General features: G+C 60.4%; 14 protein-coding genes and 1 tRNA gene. 10 read left to right on the forward strand and 5 right to left on the reverse strand.

The features are described 5' to 3' along the window. The first annotated feature begins 36 nt into the window (after positions 1–36). A tRNA-Sec gene (locus ACJ8M3_RS20050) sits at positions 37–131 on the forward strand. Positions 132–278: 147 nt separating this feature from the next. On the opposite strand, the gene ACJ8M3_RS20055 is transcribed toward ACJ8M3_RS20050, so the two are convergent. Continuing rightward, on the reverse strand, positions 279–617 hold the full coding sequence (locus ACJ8M3_RS20055; RefSeq protein ID WP_033645080.1) for a colicin E1 family microcin immunity protein: 339 nt from the start codon (positions 615–617) through the stop codon (positions 279–281). A gap of 199 nt (positions 618–816) precedes the next feature. Further along, complete coding sequence (locus tag ACJ8M3_RS20060) at positions 817–1719, reverse strand: LysR family transcriptional regulator (RefSeq protein WP_046688564.1); 903 nt, start codon at positions 1717–1719, stop codon at positions 817–819. A gap of 140 nt (positions 1720–1859) precedes the next feature. On the opposite strand from ACJ8M3_RS20060, the gene ACJ8M3_RS20065 reads away from it, so the two are divergent. From ACJ8M3_RS20065 to ACJ8M3_RS20090, 6 genes are all read left to right on the forward strand, one after another. Then, complete coding sequence (locus ACJ8M3_RS20065) at positions 1860–3395, forward strand: MFS transporter (RefSeq protein WP_033645079.1); 1536 nt, start codon at positions 1860–1862, stop codon at positions 3393–3395. A gap of 41 nt (positions 3396–3436) precedes the next feature. Beyond that, positions 3437–4480 carry an HlyD family secretion protein gene (locus tag ACJ8M3_RS20070; protein WP_047573192.1) on the forward strand — a complete coding sequence of 348 codons (1044 nt, stop codon included), beginning with the start codon at positions 3437–3439 and terminating at the stop codon, positions 4478–4480. Continuing rightward, a complete protein-coding gene (locus tag ACJ8M3_RS20075) occupies positions 4477–5922 on the forward strand; it encodes an efflux transporter outer membrane subunit (protein ID WP_033645077.1) in 1446 nt (481 codons plus the stop codon). The genes ACJ8M3_RS20070 and ACJ8M3_RS20075 overlap by 4 nt, the downstream gene beginning before the upstream one ends. Continuing rightward, the gene (locus ACJ8M3_RS20080; protein ID WP_089197570.1) at positions 5903–6676 is read left to right on the forward strand and encodes a siderophore-interacting protein; all 774 of its coding nucleotides are present in this window, start codon (positions 5903–5905) and stop codon (positions 6674–6676) included. The genes ACJ8M3_RS20075 and ACJ8M3_RS20080 overlap by 20 nt, the downstream gene beginning before the upstream one ends. Positions 6677–6697: 21 nt before the next feature. Beyond that, positions 6698–7141 carry a universal stress protein gene (locus tag ACJ8M3_RS20085; protein ID WP_033645075.1) on the forward strand — a complete coding sequence of 148 codons (444 nt, stop codon included), beginning with the start codon at positions 6698–6700 and terminating at the stop codon, positions 7139–7141. Between the two features lie 71 nt (positions 7142–7212). Continuing rightward, the gene (locus ACJ8M3_RS20090; RefSeq protein WP_046688035.1) at positions 7213–7725 is read left to right on the forward strand and encodes an Mpo1 family 2-hydroxy fatty acid dioxygenase; all 513 of its coding nucleotides are present in this window, start codon (positions 7213–7215) and stop codon (positions 7723–7725) included. Between the two features lie 64 nt (positions 7726–7789). On the opposite strand, the gene ACJ8M3_RS20095 is transcribed toward ACJ8M3_RS20090, so the two are convergent. Together ACJ8M3_RS20095 and ACJ8M3_RS20100 are read right to left on the reverse strand one after the other, a co-directional pair. Continuing rightward, positions 7790–7960 carry a hypothetical protein gene (locus ACJ8M3_RS20095; protein ID WP_162837995.1) on the reverse strand — a complete coding sequence of 57 codons (171 nt, stop codon included), beginning with the start codon at positions 7958–7960 and terminating at the stop codon, positions 7790–7792. A 380-nt stretch (positions 7961–8340) separates the two neighbouring features. Continuing rightward, complete coding sequence (locus tag ACJ8M3_RS20100) at positions 8341–9441, reverse strand: alkene reductase (protein WP_089197571.1); 1101 nt, start codon at positions 9439–9441, stop codon at positions 8341–8343. A gap of 377 nt (positions 9442–9818) precedes the next feature. Here ACJ8M3_RS20100 and ACJ8M3_RS20105 point away from each other — a divergent pair, with 377 nt between their 5' ends. Beyond that, positions 9819–10985: an MFS transporter gene (locus ACJ8M3_RS20105; RefSeq protein WP_033645072.1), complete on the forward strand. Its 1167-nt coding sequence runs from the start codon at positions 9819–9821 to the stop codon at positions 10983–10985. Between the two features lie 32 nt (positions 10986–11017). Here ACJ8M3_RS20105 and ACJ8M3_RS20110 read toward each other — a convergent pair whose 3' ends face one another. Next, on the reverse strand, positions 11018–11767 hold the full coding sequence (locus ACJ8M3_RS20110) for an NAD-dependent epimerase/dehydratase family protein (protein ID WP_033645071.1): 750 nt from the start codon (positions 11765–11767) through the stop codon (positions 11018–11020). Positions 11768–12427: 660 nt separating this feature from the next. Here ACJ8M3_RS20110 and bglF point away from each other — a divergent pair. Both bglF and ACJ8M3_RS20120 read left to right on the forward strand, forming a co-directional pair. Then, positions 12428–14293 (forward strand): PTS beta-glucoside transporter subunit IIABC, encoded by a 1866-nt coding sequence (bglF, locus tag ACJ8M3_RS20115; RefSeq protein WP_089197572.1) that lies wholly within the window; start codon positions 12428–12430, stop codon positions 14291–14293. 14 nt (positions 14294–14307) lie between these two features. Next, on the forward strand, positions 14308–15711 hold the full coding sequence (locus ACJ8M3_RS20120; protein ID WP_033645069.1) for a glycoside hydrolase family 1 protein: 1404 nt from the start codon (positions 14308–14310) through the stop codon (positions 15709–15711). The last annotated feature ends 122 nt before the right edge of the window (positions 15712–15833 follow it).

Consider the following 15833-nt stretch of genomic DNA (forward strand, 5'->3'; position numbering starts at 1 on the left):
CGCTATAATCAGCGCCTTGCTTCTTCTCTTCTCCAAGGAAGATCCTCGTCCCCGGTGGGGCGGCCGGACTTCAAATCCGGTTGGGGCCGCCAGCGGTCCTGGGCAGGTTCGACTCCTGTGATCTTCCGCCAATCAATGTCTCCCAATCTCCTCTGTGATTGTCGGCTCCGGTAGGGGTAATTTGCTTCTTTCGCTTTGTGATAGCGCAGCTTGCGTGGGTAGAAGAAACGTTCATGAAGAAGGACTATGAGGCAGTAAGCCGTTGACGTAAAAACCGCTTACGCGGCCTTTTTATTTCTGAGAAACAGGGCAAGCAGATACAGGGCGCCCAGCGGCAGGGCCATGACATAACAGAATGCATAATACAGGATCAGCACGCCATTTTTGCCTATGGTATCGGCGAACAGTCCGCGGTGCCAAAATTCTTCACTCGTGAACTGCAGGGCGGCCATTTCAGTGCCTTTTTTAGCACAGGGATACAGTAAAAAGCTCAGGATGGAGAGGATCAACGAAAGTGCGATATTCACCATGTCCTGGAAAGAATAGATGTAATAAAGCGCGATAAAAAAGTAAGTCACGCCCCACACCTGACTTTTCCAATAATACGCTTTGGTCATTTGTGCCTCCCTGGACATGAGTTCCTTTCTGTTTTCGTGCTTGGCGAAATGGAATATCGATGCCATTGCCCGCGTTGCGCGGTTTACCCAAGACGTCTGAGTATGCGCAGGGCTTCGGCAAAATGCCATGTTACCGGCTTATCTGGCAGGCGTATTTGGGTTCTGCCGCGAGCGTCCCTATCCCCAATACACCACCCCCTCACTCCCGCTGCAAAAAGAACTGCTTGATGGTCTGCCGCAGCCAGCGGTGCGCCGGATCGCGATCCAGGCGCGGGTGCCAGGCCTGGACGATAAACACCGATTCAAGCTCGAGCGGCAGCTCGATCTCCGCCAACGGCAGGTGGATATTGCTCACCCCCTGCAGCACGTGGCGCGGCAGCGGCAGGATAAAGTCCGACTTCATGGTCAGCATCATCGCCGAATGAAAGCCCGGCAGGGTCAGGGCGACGTTGCGCTGCAGGCCGAGATCGCGCAGCGCGTCGTCGATCGGCCCCTGCGTTCGCCCGCGGCGAGAAACGCTGATATGCGGGTAATGGGTCAGGGTTTCGGGCGTTACCCGGCCGATGATCGGGTGCCCAGGGCGCACCAGCGCCTGAAAGGTGCTGGTGAACAGGCTCTGCGTTTTGATTTCCGGGTGCCAGTCGCGTGAGGAGCCGATCACCAGATCCACCTTGCCGCTGCGCAGCGCATCATCCTCGCCGTCGCTTTCTGCGATAAACTTCAGGCCGCTTAACGGCGCCATGTCCCGCAGCGTCTCCAGCAGGCCGCCCGCCAGCGCGCCGATAAAAATGTCGTTGGCGCGAATGGTGAAGGTTCGGGTCAGCTTGCCGGGCTCGAAGGATTCACTCGGCGCGATCAGCGCGGCGGCCTGTTCGATGATATCGCCGAGCTGGCGTTTCAACTCCAGCGCGCGCGGCGTCGGCACCAGATGCTTGCCGGCCCTGACCATGATCGGATCGTCGAACTGCCGGCGGATGCGCCCCAGAATGCGGCTCATTGCCGGCGCGCTCAGATTCATCTTCTCGGCGGCGCCGCTCACGCTGCCTTCTTCCAGCAGCAGATTCAGCGCATAGATCAGGTTGAAATCAATTTTTTGCGGCATGGCCTCTCCGGTGGTGGTGCGCTCAATGGATTGCGTTTTGTGCAACTAGTTAATTACATCATTTCATTTTAAACAATCCAAATAAGCCCGGATACTGCCCACGACAACAAAGATTGAGGCTGAAACAGCAGGAGTGGGGAATGGTTGAGGTGTCTGTTACGCCGCATCACAAGAATAGATGGCTCGCCAGCGCCGGCGAAATCAACGGCCGTACCTGGCTGGGGTTGTTCGGCGTGTTTTTGGCGGTGATGGCCAGCGGCGTGGGGGAAAACGCCAGCAAGTTCGCGCTGGCGGATATACAGGGCGGCATGCTGCTGAGTTTCGATGCCGGCAGCTGGCTGACCACGTGCTACGTCACCGGTTTTGTGATCGGTTCCGGGTTCACGCCCTGTTTTTGGCCGACCTTTTCGCTGCGCCGGGTGGCGCTGACGATGTGCGGCATTTACCTGGCCGGCGGGCTGCTGACGCCCTGGCTGAGAGAACAATATGGCGTGCTGCTGGCGGTGCGCAGCCTGCAGGGCTTCGCCGGCGGCGCGTTGCCGCCGATGCTGATGACGGTGGTGCTGCGTTTTATGCCGCCGCTGATCAAGGTGCTGGGGCTGGGCGCCTACGGCTGGGTCTCGGCCTGGAGCGCTACGCTGGGCGCCACCGCCGCCGCCTTCGCCTTTCACTGGGGCTGGAGCGGATATTTCTACTGGAACCTGCCGCTGATGGCGATCGCCGCCGTGTGCATCGGTTACGGCCTGCCGCAGGATCCGTTGCGGCTGGAGCGCCTGCGGCAGTTCAACTGGCGCGGCCTGCTGCTCGGCGGCATGGCGCTCGGCATGCTGACGATGGGCATCTCACAGGGGGAGCGCCTCGACTGGCTGAACTCGCCGCTGATCTACGTTTTATTGTTGGGCGGCATTGGGCTATTGGCATTATTTCTGATTAACGAATGGTATCACCCGCTGCCTTTTTTCAATTTGCAGCTATTAAGCAAAAGGAACTTGTCCTTCTCCTTAATTACGCTGGGTGGCGTGCTGTTAATTATGGTGTCGCTGGTCAATATCACGTCGGGATATTTATCCGCGATTCAGGGTTACCGTCAGGAACAAACCTCCGACTTAATGTTGTGGGTGGCGTTGCCGCAATTAATTACGCTGCCGATCGTCGCCATAATTTGCAATACGCCGCGGGTGGATTGCCGCTGGGTGCTGGCGATCAGCCTGCTGTTGATGGCCACCGCCTGCGTACTGGCCGCCCAGCTGACGCCGGAATGGAACGGCGACACGTTTCGCGTCATCGCACTGTTGCAGGCGATTGCTCAACCGATGGCGATCATCCCGTTGCTGATGCAGGCGACCGGCGGGCTGTTGCCGACCGACGGGCCGTTTGCGGCGGCGTGGTTCAACGCGGTGAAAGGTTTCGCCGCCACCGCGGCCGGCGGCGCCATCGCACTGCTCAGCCGGCAGCGCGGGGATTATCACGCCGGTACGATCGCCGACGGCTTCGGCTCGGCCTATAGCCGCGCATCGGGATCGGCGGAGCAGTTGGCGCAGCTTGCCGCCCGGCAGGGCCACGTGCTGGCCAGCGCCGATCTTTATCTGTTGGTTGCCGGCCTGGCGTTATTACTGACCGCGCTGATTTTAGTTATGCCGACCCGTATTTACCCGCCGCGTTCGGTCGCTGCCTGACATTTTATCATCAGACATAAATATTAAGTGGAGTCACTTTTATGGCTAACAAGAAAGTCGCCGTTGCCGTATTGGCGGTTGCCGTCATTACGCTGGGGTTATTAATCAATAAGTTCTTTATTAAAGAAACACAGCAGAATACCAACGACGCCTATATTCGCGCCGATATCTCGCGTATTTCACCGCAGATTGCCGGTGAAATTGCGCAGGTGTTGGTCAGGGACAACCAGTGGGTCAAACAGGGGGAATTGCTGGCGGTGATCGACCCGCGTGAATTCAACGTCGCGCTGGCGCAGGCGACGGCCCAGGAGCAATCCGCCCGCGCCCGCCAGGACGACGCCGGGGCCAACCTGACCCGACAGAGCGCGCTGATCGCCGCCGCGTTGGCGGAGCGGCAGGCGGCGCAGGCGGAGCTGGCGTTTGCGCGCCAGGAGCAGAACCGCTACCAGAGAATGGCCAGCAGCGGTGCGGGGTCGCAGCAGGCGGCGCAGCAGGCGACAACGCGGGTGCACACGCTTTCCGCCAATGTGGCGCAGGCGGAGGCGACGCTCAAAGCGGCGCGAAACATGGAGCAGGTGCTGCAAGCCAAGCTGGCGGACAGCGATGCCGAGCTGATGCTGGCGCAGGCGAAGAAAGCGATGGCCGAGCTGAACCTGTCTTACACCCGTATCACCGCGCCGATCGGCGGCGTGATCGGCAAGAAAAGCCTGCGGGTCGGGGAGTTCGTCAAACCGGGCGATGCGCTGCTGGCCATCGTGCCGCAGGACAAGCTGTACATCATCGCCAACTACCAGGAAACCCAGTTGGAAAACATTGCGCACGGGCAGTCGGTAGACATCCATATCGATACCTTTCCCGGCCAAACGCTGAAAGGGCTGGTAGACAGCATCGCGCCGGCTTCCGGCGTCAGCTTCGCGGCCGCGGCGCCGGAGAACGCCACCGGCAACTTCACCAAGATCGTTCAGCGCATCCCGGTGAAGATTGTGTTTGATATCAACAAAGAGCACGCCGCCTTGCTGAGCGCCCTGCGCGTCGGCATGTCTGCGGACGTCAGCATCAATACGCTGGACGGGGGCCTGCAATGAACAGAGTCGTGATCCCGCTGCTGCTGATTGCGCTGAGCGGCTGCCGGGCGGTAGGGCCGGACTACGCTCGGCCGCAGAACGCGCTGCCCGAAAGCTGGGGGGAGCAGGCCGGCGGCGGGGCGCTGCCGGTGGCCTGGTGGTCGATATTCAACGATGCGTCGCTGTCGCAACTGGTGCAGCGCGCGGCGGCCGGCAACCTGGATCTGCAGCTCGCCACGGCGCGCATGCAACAAAGCCGCGCCCTGCTGGGCGTGACGGAGGCGGCGCTGATGCCGGATCTGAGTCTGGACGGCGCTTATCTGCGCCAACGCGCCACCTCGGTGGGCAGCATGGATCCGTCCGGCAACGGCGGAGAGGCGGATTATAACCTCTGGCGCGGCGGAGCCAGCGCCACCTGGGAGCTGGACATGTGGGGCAAGCTGCGTCGCGCGTCGGAAAGTGCGCGCGCCAGCTTCGCCGCTTCGCAGGAGAACCGGCGCGCACTGCTGACGTCGGTGACGGCGGAGGTGGCGAGCGACTATCTGCGCCTGCGCGCCACGCAGCAACAGCTGGCGGTGGCGCAGGAAAACCGCACTACGGCGCTGCGCACGCTGCAGCTGACGCAAAACCGTTATCAGAGCGGCGCGGGCAACGAACTGGATGTCGATCAGGCGCAGGTGCAGTTGGCGCAGGTGGATGCCCTGCTGCCGGCGCTGTTCGATCGGCAGGAACGCTTGATCAACGCCATCAGCCTGCTGTTGGGCGAGCGACCGGGCGCGCTGACAGCGATGTTGTCGCCGACGGGGCCGCTGCCGACGCTGGCGCGCGCCGTGCCGATGGGGGTGCCGTCGGATCTGGCGCTGCGCAGGCCGGATATTCGCGAAGCGGCGGAGCGTTTGCATCAGGCGACCGCCGAGATCGGCGTCGCCACCGCCGACTACTACCCGCGCATCACGCTGACCGGCAATGCGGGTTATCAGGCGTTGGCGCTGGCGGATATGGGCAGTTGGTCCACGCATACCTTCGCCATCGGCCCCGCCCTGTATTTGCCGCTGTTCGACGGGGGGAAAATCACCCAACGGGTGCGCCTGAGCGAATACCGGCAGCAGGAAATGGCCATCGCCTACCAGCAAACGGTGCTGCGCGCCTGGCACGAGATTGACGACGCGCTTGCCGGTTATCGCGCCCAGCAGCGCCGCCAGACGCACCTGGCCGAGGCGCTGGCCGCCAACCGACACGCGTTTGCGCTGGCGCGCGACAGCTATCTGAACGGCGCCAGCGATTTTATCCACGTTCTGAGCACGCAGCGCGCGCTGCTGGATCTGCAGTCCGCGCAAATTGTTTCAGAGGAGGAGACGGCGATCGCCGTGGTGAATATCTATCGAGCGCTGGGCGGCGGCTGGGAACACACCTACCCGTCTGCGGCGCCACAGGAGAAGGCTGATGCACAACACGCTGAATAAGATTGTCGACGAGATGCTGGAAAGGGACACCCGCCGCAAACGGGAGGCCCGGGTGAGCGCCGTGCGGCAAGTCACCGCTCGGATCCGTCGCATCACGTTGAGCGGCGATGATGTGGATAAGTTTATCGCCGATCCGCGCGCGCAGGAGCCGGCCAGTTGGGTCAAAGTGTTCTTCCCGTGGCGCGACACGCTGGCCGGGCGGGCTTACACCCTGAGCGGCATCGACAAACTCGCCCGCACCTTCGATATCGATATGGTACTGCACGGCGAAGGCCCGGCGTCGAACTGGGCGCGCGACGCGATGCCGGGCGACAAGCTGGGGTTAGCCGGCCCTTGTTCCGGCGGCTTCCGATTGTTGCCGCAAACTCGCTGGCTGCTGTTGCTGGGCGATGAGACCGCGTTGCCCGCCATGCGCACCATTCTCGCCTCGCTGTCCGACCCGTTGCCGGTGCTGTGGTTCGCCGAAGTGGGCGATGCGCAGGAGATTCAGGATGTCGATTGTTCCTTCTTGCAGGTGAACAGCTGGCAAATTCGCACGCGCCATTTTGACAGCGTGATGAACAGCCCGCTGGTGCAGGCCGTCAGCCATTGCGAACTGCCGCCCGGCGAAGGGCAGGTGTGGCTGGCCTGCGAGCAGCAGATCGCCGCATACCTGAAGGCGCGCTTTATCAACGAAATGGGCGTCTCCCGTGCGGCGCTGTTTGCCAAGGGGTATTGGAAAAAGGGCGAAGCCAACTTCAAGGGCGCGATTTAATTCAGCCGAACGAGGATTGTTATGATTAAGAGAGTGTTATTGGCGGTGGACTGCTTTGAGCACAGCGGCAATGCCCTGGATTTTATGGCGCGCCTGCAAGGCAGCATCGGCGACGTGATCGTACTGACGGTGGTGGACAATGCCTTCACGCTCAGCCGTAGCGGCCTGCGTTTCGACAGCGAGGAGCGCGAGGAGTATCCCGCCGCGCAACGGGAAGAGGCGCTGGCGGAAAAGCAGGTCGGGCAGGTGACGCGGGCGCTGAAACAGCAGGGTTTCAACGCCCAGGGCTTGCTGGCTGCGGGGACGCCCATCGAGGTGATCCCGGAACAGATGGCGCTGTTCAACTGCGATTTGCTGATCATCTCGCACCGCCACCTGTCTTCGTTGGGGCGCTGGTTGAACGCCTCCGTCACGCGTGGCCTGCTGGATGAGATTGGCCAACCGGTATTGGTGATCCCGCGCTAAGCTATGGGTAAGGGCAGCCGCATGCGGCTGCACGCGTTCGGCGACGAAGGCCGTACATACCGGAGGTCAACATGCGAAGTCTGGAAGATCAACTTGCCGCTTATGCCGCCTATCATCGCGATGCGCGCAATATCGTCACGCACTTTATCGGCATCCCCCTGATCGTCGTCAGCCTGCTGGCGCTGCTCTCCCGGCCGGCATGGGGCGCGGGATGGCTGCCGTTTTCGCCGGCCTGCGCGGTGGTGATCGTGTCGGCTCTCTATTACCTGCGGCTGAGTCTGCGGCTTGGCGTCATGATGTTGGCGTTGCTGCTGCTGTGCCTCGGGGTCGGCGCCTGGGTGGCGTCGCTATCGACGACGGCGTGGCTGAGCGTCGGCATCGGCGGTTTCGTCATCGGCTGGCTGTTTCAGTTTGTCGGGCATTTCTGGGAGGGACGAAAACCGGCGTTTATGGACGACGTGACGGGCCTGATCATCGGCCCGCTGTTCGTGCTGGCGGAAGCCTGCTTCCTGGCCGGCGGGCTGCGCGAACTGCAACGGAACATCGAAATGCGATCGGGCAAAGTGCGCAACGGGAGGGTATAAAATAAGGCGTCATAGGATTTTTCTGCGAGGCCCCTTTTGAAAAAAGAGGCCTGAAGACGACGGATTATGCGTATTGGATCAATTTCCAGGTGACCCCTTTGCCGCCATAAGGAGGCATGATATTGCCTTTAGCGATTGGCGCTGTGGTTGAGGGTTTGCCAACCACTTCCCAGACGCCGCTTTCCGGGCATTTCTGTCCTGTCGTGGCTGTAGTGCCAATAGGTGATTTAGACATAAGATCTTTCCTTAATCAATGCAGCGCCACAGTAGCGCTGTTCAGAAAGATATTTACACGTTCGTGTATATATTCAACCCTGTTCGGTCAATACGGACTATGTGTTTAAATCTCCAGTTAATATTGTCTTTTCCGTTTTTATTTTCGTTTTTTTCATTGTTTTTGTTTCAAATTATATTGTTTTTATATGCTTTGTTATTTTGTATTCTAATAAGAAATTGCAATGAAAATGTTTAATTTATTATTTTATATTTAAGGTTTTCGATTTTTTTCTTTATCGTGCGGACACTGAAAATCTGGATTATGTCGCTTATTTTTAAGAGCGTTGTTTGCCTGGCCGGCGAAGCCCCCCGCCTCCAAGCTCGGGGGGCTGAATGTATTTACCCGATCGCTGGGTAATCGGTGTAGCCTTCCCCGCTGCCGCCGAAGAATTTCTCTTTGATTGGCGCATTCAGCGCCAGCCCGTGCTGTAGGCGGTGAGGCAGATCCGGGTTGGCGATGAACGGGCGGCCGAAGCCGATCAAGTCTGCCCAACCTTTGGCCAGCGCTTCTTCAGCGCGTTCACGCGTGTATTTGCCCGAGTAAATCAGCGTGCCGCGGAAAATCAGGCGCAGCGACTCTTTGAACGCCGCCGGCATCACCGGGGCATCATCCCAATCCGCTTCGGCGATGTGAATATAAGCGGCGCCGATATCGTTCAGCACGCTGGCCGCCGCCAGATAGGTGGCTTCCGGGGTATCGTCCTGCGAGCCCATCAGAGTGGTCAGCGGCGCCAGGCGCACGCCCAGTTTCTCTTTGCCGATGGCGTCCGCGACCGCCTGCGCGACTTCCCGCAGGAAACGCAGGCGATTTTGCAGTGAACCGCCGTATTCGTCGTCGCGCTGGTTTTCCCGTGAGTCGATAAACTGATTGATCAGATAGCCATTCGCACCGTGCAGCTCTACGCCGTCGAAACCGGCGGCGATGGCGTTGCGTGCCGCCTGGGCGTAGTCGTTAACGATCGCCGGGATTTCTTCCCGCGTTAAGGCGCGCGGTGCGGAGTGTTGCACCATTTCACCCACGCCATGTTCCGGCCCGCGGCCTTCGACATCCACGAACACCTTGACCCCGTCGGCCTGGATGGCGGAGGAGGAGACCGGCGCGGCGTGGTCAGGCTGTAAAATGGTATGCGACACGCGGCCGACGTGCCAAAGCTGCGCGAAGATCTTGCCGCCGGCCTGATGTACGGCGTCGGTGACTTTTTTCCAACCGGCGATGTGTTCCGGGGTGTAAATGCCGGGCGTCCAGGCATAACCCTGGCCCTGCTGGCTGATCTGCGTGCCTTCGCTGACGATCAGCCCGGCGCTGGCGCGCTGGGCATAATATTCAGCCATCATGTCGGTGGCGACGTCGCCGGCGCCGGCACGAGAGCGGGTCATTGGCGGCATGACGATGCGATTGTTCAGCGATAAACCGTTTAAAGAATACGAGTCAAAAAGCATGACGCTTCCCTCATGTGAATTAGGCCGTAGGGCGATGATGTTTTGCTGAGGCCATTATATTTCGTCGTTTAATTCTAAAAACGCGCACAATAACAAAACACTTTTGCTCTGTGTTTAATAGTCGCGGCAGCCGCCGGTGAGCCGGTATGGCGGGTGGGCCAGGTGGCGAGAATGAACCCGATGTGCGCACGGGCGACGGCGGCTATTGCCTGTCGGCGCGTGGCTGAGATAGAGTCGGCTGCTGTTTTCCCCACGATTTTTAACAAAATCGCAAAAGTCTTTTAGCCTTCCGCCTGCTTATCTTTGGTGTGATCAATGTCATACTTTTGGCATCTTAACTTTCCCGCGCTTCGGCAGCGGTTAACCGGAGTTGTTGAATGAAAATTAACTTTCCCTTATTAGCCCTGGCGGTGGGGGCGTTCGGCATCGGCACGACCGAGTTTTCCCCGATGGGGTTGCTGCCGACGATCGCCAAAGGGGTGGACGTCTCCATCCCGATGGCCGGCATGTTGATCAGCGCCTACGCCGTTGGCGTGATGGTCGGCGCACCGCTGATGACGTTGCTGCTTTCTCACCGGGCGCGCAGAAGCGCGCTGATCTTCCTGATGGCGATCTTTACCCTGGGTAACGTGCTGTCGGCGGTTGCGCCTGACTACACCACCCTGATGCTGTCGCGCATCATCACCAGCCTGAACCACGGCGCGTTCTTTGGCCTCGGTTCAGTGGTGGCCGCCAGCGTGGTGCCGAAAGAGAAACAGGCCAGCGCCGTGGCGACCATGTTTATGGGCCTGACCATCGCCAATATCGGCGGGGTGCCGGCCGCGACCTGGCTGGGTGAAACCATCGGCTGGCGCATGTCGTTCCTGGCGACGGCCGGGCTGGGCGTGATCGCCATGCTGGGGCTGTGGTTCTCGTTGCCGAAAGGCAGCGCCGGCGCACGCCCTGATGTGAAACGCGAGCTGTCGGTGTTGGTGCGCCCGCAGGTGCTGTCCGCCTTGCTGACGACCGTGCTGGGCGCGGGCGCGATGTTCACGCTCTATACCTATATCTCGCCGGTGTTGCAGCACATCACCGATGCGACGCCGCTGTTCGTGACGGTCATGCTGGTGTTGATCGGCGTCGGTTTCTCCATCGGCAACTACCTGGGCGGTAAATTCGCCGACCGCTCCGAGAGCGCGACGCTGAAGGGTTTCTTGCTGCTGCTGGTGGTCATTATGCTGGTGATCCCGTTCCTGGCGCGCAGTGAAATCGGCGCCGCGGTCAGCATGGTGATTTGGGGTGCGGCGACCTTTGCCGTGGTGCCGCCGCTGCAGATGCGCGTGATGCGTGTCGCCAGCGAAGCGCCGGGCCTGTCGTCCTCGGTCAACATCGGCGCCTTTAACCTGGGCAATGCGCTGGGCGCCGCCGCCGGTGGCGCGGTAGTCTCCGCCGGGCTGGGATACAGCTTCGTGCCGGTGATGGGGGCTATTATTGCCGGATTGGCGCTGTTGCTGGTGCTGTTTACCCACCGTCAGGCCGAAAAAGTGGCCTACGCCAACGGGTAAACGATAACGTGCGGCGGGGTTCCCCGCCGCGCTCACTCAAAGCCGAGCTGGCTGAACGCATCGTCCTGCGGGGCGTAGCCGAGCAGGCGACGGGTCTCTTCCAGCGACAAACGCGTATAGCGGTTATTGGAAACCCCGTGCACCACCGCATATTGCACCCCTTCGACACGAATACAGCGATCCAGCAGATCGGCGGCGTCGCGATGGCTGAGAAAAGCGCTCATGTCGCGGGCGCTAAGCTGTTCGCCCCGGCTTAGAGTGGTGAAGTTGGCGATGCGTACCGACAGGGCGGAAAGCCCCTCCTGATGGGCGAAATAGGCGGCGATGCCTTCGCCGAACGCCTTGCTGGCGCCGTACAGATTTTTCGGCTTCGGGGCGTCATCCGGGCGGATTTGATAATCGAGCGGGTAGCCTTCCACCGCCTGCGCGCTGCTGGCGAACACTACCCGGCGGCAGCCGGCGTCTTTCGCCGCGCGGAAGATATTGAAGGTGCCGAGAATGTTGTTGTCCATCAGCGAACCGCAAAAATCGGCGTCGGGAGCCGGATCGGCGGCCAGGTGCAACACGGTGTCGATATTGGCGCAGGCCTCACGGCAGGCGTCGAGATCGGCGATGTTGAAGCTGATGACCTCATCGCCGGGCCGGCGATCGCGCAACAGAGCGAGATCTCGTTCCGCCAGCCGCAATGCATAGCGATCGCCCACTGCCTGGCGAAACGCGGTGGCGACTCGGCCGCCGGCGCCGGTAATCAAAATCCGTCCTACATCAGTACGCAACACCATGGTGACTGTCATCCCTACTCTCGATTAAGCGTTGACCAGTAATAATCCCCCGTGTGATTTTTGTCTAGTTGTTTTAATTAGTTATTCTGATGTTTATTTGCCGTATTCAATTGCGCACGGTGATTTTTACGCGGGTGAATATCGTGGAATGATAACAATATTCGATGAGGTTTGGCGATGTATTTGCCTTAATGGCTGCGAATATTGCCAGAAAAGCCGATTGGCCGCTGGAAAATGCGTGTTTCGCTTTAGCTTGATAGTGAATTATTAGGTCAGTTAATCTTATGTTTTTTTGACGTGAGGCCGGGCGATACTCTCTCATCCCTCTCTATCGCTCGCGCGATATATCATCGGCGCAGTGATCCCGGTAGAGGGCGGCATGCATTATTTCGCGCATTGAGGCCGTTTTGCCTTTGCGATCACAGTTCGGCAATTTGCCGTCGCAAAGCCTTGCTCCGCTAAAATCTGCGGTGTTAACGTCATAACTCAACCGATTTAGGGTTGTTACTGCTGCGGCAGGCAAAACCTAAACCTCGCGTTTCTGTTCCCCGATGGGGCAGAGGCCGCGAGGTTTAGGTTTTTTTTTGCGCCGAATTTCGCTCCTGCGCCAGGCCAGCGCAAATGCGGGATCGGCAGAACGCGAAGTCTAAGGATAACCGTATGAAATATGACACATTAGCCAGTGAGATTTTGGCCGGCGTCGGTGGCCGCGACAATGTGAAAAGCCTGGTGCATTGCGCCACCCGCCTGCGTTTCAAGCTGCGTGACGACCGCCGCGCCAACGCGGCAGCGCTGAAGAAAAACCCGGGCGTCATCATGGTGGTGGAGAGCGGTGGCCAGTTTCAGGTGGTGGTGGGCAACCACGTGGCCGAGGTGTTCGATGCGGTCAACCGGGTCGGCGGGTTGGCCGAAGGCGCGTCGAGCGGCGGCGATGCGGACGGTAAAAAAGACAATCTGCTCAGCCGCTTTATCGACGTGGTTTCCGGCATCTTCACCCCATTGCTCGGGGTGATGGCTGCCTCGGGGGTGTTGAAGGGATTGCTGGCGCTGAGCCTGGCCTGCGGCTGGCTGCTGGAAAGCAGCGGCGCCTTTAAAATGTTGTTCGCCGCCAGCGACGCATTGTTCTATTTCTTCCCGATCATGCTCGGCTACACCGCCGGGAAAAAATTCGGCGGCAACCCGTTCGTCACCATGGCGATCGGCGGCGCGTTGACGCATCCGCTGATGATGGCGGCGTTTGAGGCGGCGCAACAGCCGGGCGCGGTGCGCGAATATTTCTTCGGCATTCCGCTGACTTTTATCAACTACAGCTCGTCGGTGATCCCCATCATCTTTGCGGCCTGGGTATCCTGCCGTCTGGAGCCGCTGTTTAACCGGGTGATCCACAGCGCGCTGCGCAATTTCATCACGCCGCTGCTGTGTCTGGCGATCACCGTACCCCTGACCTTCCTGCTGATCGGCCCGGCGGCGACCTGGCTCAGCCATCTGCTGGCCAACGGCTATCAGGCCATTTACGCCTTCAACCCGATCATCGCCGGCGCTTTCATGGGGGCGATGTGGCAGGTGTGCGTGATCTTCGGCCTGCATTGGGGGCTGGTGCCGTTGATGATCAACAACCTGAGCGTGCTGGGGCGCGACACCATGGTGCCGCTGCTGCTGCCGGCGGTGATGGGGCAGGTCGGTGCCACGCTGGGCGTGATGCTGCGCACCCGCGACGCCAAGCTGCGGGCGCTGTCCGGTTCGGCCATCGGCGCGGGGATTTTCGGCATCACCGAACCGGCGGTGTACGGCGTCACCCTGCCGAACAAGCGTCCGTTCATCTTCGGCTGCATCGGCGGCGCGCTGGGCGGGGCGGTGATCGGTTACTTCCATACCTCGGTCTACTCGTTCGGCCTGGTGAACGTGTTCACCTTCGCGCAAATCATTCCCAACGGCGGCATCGACGCCACGGTGTGGGGCGCGATCGGCGGCACTCTGCTGTCGTTTGTGTTCGCCGCGCTGGCCAGCTACCTGTTCGGCGTTGCGCCGGCGGAAGAGACGGCGCCGCCTGAAGCCGCCGCGCCACTTAACCGCAAACAGGCCATTCTCAGCCCGATTGCCGGCGACATCGTGCCGCTGGAACAGGTGAACGACGCGACCTTCGCCAGCGGCCTGCTGGGGAAAGGCGTGGCGATCGCGCCGCAGCAGGGGCGGGTGGTGGCGCCGGTGAGCGGCAGCGTGGCGTCGCTGTTCAAAACCAAACACGCCATCGGCATCGAATCGGACGACGGCGCGGAGATTCTCATCCACGTCGGCATCGATACCGTGAAGCTCGACGGGGCGCATTTCACCGCCCACGTGCGGGAAGGCGAGCGGATCGCGCCGGGCGATCTGCTGATCGAGTTCGACCAGGCGGCGATCCATGCCGCCGGCTATGACACCACCACGCCGATCATCATCAGCAACAGCGATGACTTCGTGGACGTGTTGACCAGCGGCCTGTCTCCGGTGCAGGAACAGGCGCCGCTGCTGACTTTATTACGTTAATTGAGGAGCAAGCGATGAACGGCAAGTTTCCGCAACATTTTCTGTGGGGCGGCGCGGTAGCGGCGAACCAGGTAGAAGGCGCGTATCAGGCCGACGGCAAGGGGCTGTCGACCTCCGATCTGCAGCCGCAGGGCATCTTCGGCGCCATCACGCCGCGCACGGCGGGCGACAGCGGCATCAAGGACGTGGCGATCGATTTCTATCATCGTTATCCAGAGGACATCGCGCTGTTCGCCGAGATGGGTTTCAAGTGCCTGCGCACCTCGATCGCCTGGACGCGCATTTTCCCGCAGGGCGATGAAGAGACCCCGAACGAAGCCGGGCTGGCGTTTTACGATCGGCTGTTCGATGAGATGGCGAAATACGGCATTCAGCCGCTGATCACGCTGTCGCACTATGAGATGCCTTACGGTCTGGTGAAGCGCTACGGCGGCTGGGGCGATCGCCGCACTATCGATTTCTTCGAGCGCTATGCGCGCACCGTGTTCGAACGCTATAAGCACAAGGTTAAACACTGGCTGACCTTCAACGAGATCAACATGTCGCTGCACGCGCCCTTCACCGGGGTTGGCCTGCCGCAAGAGAGCGACAAGAGCGCCGTCTATCAGGCGATCCACCATCAGCTGGTGGCCAGCGCCAGAGCGGTGAAGGCCTGTCACGAGATCGTGCCGGAGGGGCAAATCGGCAACATGCTGCTGGGCGGCATTCTGTATCCGCTGAGCTGCAAGCCGGAAGATCTGCTGGAAACCCAGCGGCAAAACCGCGACTGGCTGTTCTTCGGCGACGTGCAGGCGCGCGGCTATTACCCGGCCTACATGCAGCGTTTCTTCCGTGAAAACGGCATTCAGGTGGCGATCACCGAGGAAGATCGGCAAACGCTGCGCGAAACCATCGACTTCATCTCGTTCAGCTACTACATGAGCGGCTGCGTTACCGCCGACCCGGAGCAGTACGAAACGGCGCGCGGCAACATTCTCGATATGGTGCCGAACCCGCACCTGGCCAGTTCGGAGTGGGGGTGGCAAATCGACCCGATCGGGCTGCGCTACCTGCTCAACGTGCTGTACGACCGCTATCAGAAGCCGTTGTTCATCGTCGAGAACGGGCTGGGCGCCAAAGACCGCGTCGAGGCCGACGGCAGCATCAACGACGACTACCGCATCAACTACCTCAATGACCACCTGGTGCAGGTGGCCGAGGCGATCGACGACGGCGTCGAGGTGATGGGCTACACCAGCTGGGGGCCGATCGATCTGGTCAGCGCCTCGAAGGCCGAAATGTCGAAGCGCTACGGCTTCATTCACGTCGACAGAGACGATGCCGGCAACGGTAGCCTCGAGCGCCGCCGCAAGAAGAGTTTCTACTGGTATCGCGATGTGATCCACAGCAACGGCGCCAGCCTGAAAGACCGACGCTAACCCTTCAGCCCGGCGGCAAACGCCGGGCGTTAACTAACCTTATTCGCTGCTGTTCATGATGGGAAATTCTCTCCCAGGGAATGCTGTTGCCCGCAGTCAGCCGTTATGCGGAGAAATATAAT

This window comes from Serratia sp. CY55921 (genome assembly GCF_052167655.1).
GTDB lineage: Bacteria > Pseudomonadota > Gammaproteobacteria > Enterobacterales > Enterobacteriaceae > Serratia > Serratia ureilytica.

What these genes read in the sequence shown, in the direction of transcription:
- ACJ8M3_RS20075 (WP_033645077.1), top strand. Translation starts at nt 4,477, where the DNA reads ATGAACAGAGTCGTGATCCCGCTGCTGCTGATTGCGCTGAGCGGCTGC.
- ACJ8M3_RS20095 (WP_162837995.1), bottom strand. Translation starts at nt 7,960, where the DNA reads ATGTCTAAATCACCTATTGGCACTACAGCCACGACAGGACAGAAATGC.
- ACJ8M3_RS20085 (WP_033645075.1), top strand. Translation starts at nt 6,698, where the DNA reads ATGATTAAGAGAGTGTTATTGGCGGTGGACTGCTTTGAGCACAGCGGC.
- ACJ8M3_RS20060 (WP_046688564.1), bottom strand. Translation starts at nt 1,719, where the DNA reads ATGCCGCAAAAAATTGATTTCAACCTGATCTATGCGCTGAATCTGCTG.
- ACJ8M3_RS20055 (WP_033645080.1), bottom strand. Translation starts at nt 617, where the DNA reads ATGACCAAAGCGTATTATTGGAAAAGTCAGGTGTGGGGCGTGACTTAC.
- ACJ8M3_RS20065 (WP_033645079.1), top strand. Translation starts at nt 1,860, where the DNA reads ATGGTTGAGGTGTCTGTTACGCCGCATCACAAGAATAGATGGCTCGCC.
- bglF (WP_089197572.1), top strand. Translation starts at nt 12,428, where the DNA reads ATGAAATATGACACATTAGCCAGTGAGATTTTGGCCGGCGTCGGTGGC.
- ACJ8M3_RS20105 (WP_033645072.1), top strand. Translation starts at nt 9,819, where the DNA reads ATGAAAATTAACTTTCCCTTATTAGCCCTGGCGGTGGGGGCGTTCGGC.
- ACJ8M3_RS20090 (WP_046688035.1), top strand. Translation starts at nt 7,213, where the DNA reads ATGCGAAGTCTGGAAGATCAACTTGCCGCTTATGCCGCCTATCATCGC.
- ACJ8M3_RS20110 (WP_033645071.1), bottom strand. Translation starts at nt 11,767, where the DNA reads ATGGTGTTGCGTACTGATGTAGGACGGATTTTGATTACCGGCGCCGGC.
- ACJ8M3_RS20120 (WP_033645069.1), top strand. Translation starts at nt 14,308, where the DNA reads ATGAACGGCAAGTTTCCGCAACATTTTCTGTGGGGCGGCGCGGTAGCG.
- ACJ8M3_RS20070 (WP_047573192.1), top strand. Translation starts at nt 3,437, where the DNA reads ATGGCTAACAAGAAAGTCGCCGTTGCCGTATTGGCGGTTGCCGTCATT.
- ACJ8M3_RS20080 (WP_089197570.1), top strand. Translation starts at nt 5,903, where the DNA reads ATGCACAACACGCTGAATAAGATTGTCGACGAGATGCTGGAAAGGGAC.
- ACJ8M3_RS20100 (WP_089197571.1), bottom strand. Translation starts at nt 9,441, where the DNA reads ATGCTTTTTGACTCGTATTCTTTAAACGGTTTATCGCTGAACAATCGC.